Genomic DNA, 1,607 nt, shown 5'->3' with positions numbered 1-1,607 from the left:
CCATAAAATACTGATTATTTTCCTTCTAAATCCGCGCGCTTTACTGATTTTTTAAATAACCTAGCAAGCAAGGGTTATTGCACACAACGGTCTCGTATAACCGTCAGTTACGGATAAATATACGAAGTTTTTCGGTTTAGCACTGGCGTTAGCAATTCCGAGTGGATTCGGACGTAGTCGAATCCGCCGTAATTGCGGTTATACATTGTTACCTGCTGGCTTTATTCTTTATTTTATTCAGTCGCTGAAATATTCTTTCTCCTAAATCTATGTTTCCAACAAAGTCATCCCATTGGCAGGTTGGTGCGAACCAAACCCATAAATCCTCAATTACACTTTCATCTCCATTTTCCAATTTTTTTATTCGGTCAACAAGGTCAGAATGAAAGTCCTCTGCCGACAAATGTTCTCCAGAATAACCTCCTGAATATTCGGATAATATTTTTTCCGCCTTTTTTAAGTCAGTTATGAGTAAGCTCATTTTAGTCCGATTCGTGAAAATATTCATAAGCATATCCTTCTATTTCTCCACTTAATTGGTTTCCGTTTTCATCTTTTAAGTCATACATTTCTTGAATTCCACCAATTGAAGCACAACCGTCTAAACCTAAAAGAATCGTGTAAAAAACATCTGTCAGCGTACCATTTATAATTTTTTCCATTATTCCGTTCTGTTCGTCAGTCAAGTTAAGAGATTGAATTAATCGTCCAACTTCTGTTTCAGGATTTTCCGATAAATATTCTTTTAAAAAATCCTGTTTTTCGGTGTGAAATGACTTTACAAATTCTTCAGTGTTCATCGTTTTGTTCAGCTTGCAGGTAACGGATTTGTATAACCGTCAGTTACGGGTTAAAGTTCGCAAATTTTTCGGTTTAAGACAGACGTTAGCAATTCCGAGTGGATTCGGACGTAGTCGAATCCGCCGTAATTGCGGTTATACGTTGTTGGCAAATCGTTTTTTTATTCAGAATATTAATTTTAAAATCAAATATTTATGTCAGATACAAGACAAATTTTTAACAAACCAATAGATTCCGATTTAATTATTCCAGGAATGCTTTTAGAAGTCAAAGTCCATTATAATTCATTTTCTGTTTTTTATCAGTTTGAAGGCTTTGATAAATTTGAACATCAGTTAGTCGTTCAAGAAAAAATTTTCCCAATTAGCTATTTAGTCCGTTTTTTTAAAATCAACGGTGAAGCTGATAAAAATTATTTTGTTATGCGACCAAAAGAACTTTTAGAAAACTAATTTTTATTCGGCCACAATTTATCTTTTATGCGTTTTTCAAATTCAGGACAACAACTTTCATATTCAGCTTTTACGTGTGAAGAATCATCTTCTACAAATTTTATGACTGTATCAGTTGAACATTTTTCGCATCTCATTCCTTTTAATTTAGGTTTAAATCCGATGTCTCTTTGTTGTCGTGCTTTTTCATTTAGAAAGCTACTTCCTGTTTTTATATCGTATTTTATCATTCTTTTGAGTGTTATTGGTAAATGTTTGCCAACGTGTGTGTATATGACAAGTAGCGTGCAAAAATGCGCTAATTTTTCGGTTGCGCCACAAGCCAATTTTTTGTTTTAAGTTTTTATCTTTAAA

General features: G+C 33.6%; 4 protein-coding genes. 1 reads left to right on the top strand and 3 read right to left on the bottom strand.

The genetic code is table 11. The features are described from left to right. Positions 1-208 precede the first annotated feature (208 nt). Together K8344_RS13860 and K8344_RS13855 are read right to left on the bottom strand one after the other, a co-directional pair. A complete protein-coding gene (locus tag K8344_RS13860) occupies positions 209-481 on the bottom strand; it encodes a hypothetical protein (RefSeq protein WP_057481882.1) in 273 nt (90 codons plus the stop codon). A gap of 1 nt (position 482) precedes the next feature. Further along, the gene (locus K8344_RS13855) at positions 483-800 is read right to left on the bottom strand and encodes a hypothetical protein (RefSeq protein WP_057481881.1); all 318 of its coding nucleotides are present in this window, start codon (positions 798-800) and stop codon (positions 483-485) included. A 195-nt stretch (positions 801-995) separates the two neighbouring features. Between K8344_RS13855 and K8344_RS13850 the strand changes: the two genes are divergently transcribed. After that, positions 996-1,253, top strand: coding sequence for a hypothetical protein (locus K8344_RS13850; protein ID WP_237609273.1), 258 nt, complete (start codon positions 996-998; stop codon positions 1,251-1,253). Here K8344_RS13850 and K8344_RS13845 read toward each other — a convergent pair. After that, a complete protein-coding gene (locus tag K8344_RS13845; RefSeq protein ID WP_237609272.1) occupies positions 1,250-1,483 on the bottom strand; it encodes a hypothetical protein in 234 nt (77 codons plus the stop codon). The genes K8344_RS13850 and K8344_RS13845 overlap by 4 nt on opposite strands. Positions 1,484-1,607 lie beyond the last annotated feature (124 nt).

It is taken from the genome of Aequorivita xiaoshiensis (assembly GCF_022008395.1).
Taxonomy (GTDB): domain Bacteria; phylum Bacteroidota; class Bacteroidia; order Flavobacteriales; family Flavobacteriaceae; genus Aequorivita; species Aequorivita xiaoshiensis.
Note: the sequence above shows the minus strand (reverse complement) of the source record. Positions and strands in the feature narration are given on the sequence as shown.

Coding starts and splice junctions, on each gene's coding strand:
- K8344_RS13860 (WP_057481882.1), bottom strand. CDS start 481: ATGAGCTTACTCATAACTGACTTAAAAAAGGCGGAAAAAATATTATCC.
- K8344_RS13855 (WP_057481881.1), bottom strand. CDS start 800: ATGAACACTGAAGAATTTGTAAAGTCATTTCACACCGAAAAACAGGAT.
- K8344_RS13850 (WP_237609273.1), top strand. CDS start 996: ATGTCAGATACAAGACAAATTTTTAACAAACCAATAGATTCCGATTTA.
- K8344_RS13845 (WP_237609272.1), bottom strand. CDS start 1,483: ATGATAAAATACGATATAAAAACAGGAAGTAGCTTTCTAAATGAAAAA.